The 271-nt window shown below is 45.0% G+C and carries 1 protein-coding gene; it reads left to right on the top strand.

The window, feature by feature from the left end:
* A partial coding sequence (locus R0J87_RS20625; protein WP_498888585.1) for a hypothetical protein occupies window positions 1–193 on the top strand: 193 nt, incomplete at its 5' end.
* Between the last annotated feature and the right edge of the window lie 78 nt (window positions 194–271).

Raw genomic sequence — 271 nt, 5'->3', positions numbered from 1 at the left:
CTTAACAGCGGGTACATCCGACGATGCGCTCAATGAAAACAGCAGCTTGAGTGTTCAATTGTCGCTTGCCGCAGTAGCTGGAATGTTCGCAGGGATTCTGCTGGGCATCATGTTTGAGCTAGTCGGGTTTGCAAGGAAACATACACAGTTTGGCCGAAAGAAAACCGCGCAATTACAAACAGTTTTCAAATAAGCGTGAGTTAAAGCAGGGGTGAGTGTAATATGTATAAGCTGGTTTCCATCCAAGAGCATATTAAATGGCAGGAAATAC

The organism is Halomonas sp. SIMBA_159 (assembly GCF_046536035.1).
Lineage (GTDB): Bacteria > Pseudomonadota > Gammaproteobacteria > Pseudomonadales > Halomonadaceae > Vreelandella > Vreelandella venusta_A.
The sequence above is the reverse complement of the archived record's forward strand: the minus strand, read 5'-3'. Positions and strand labels throughout refer to the sequence as shown.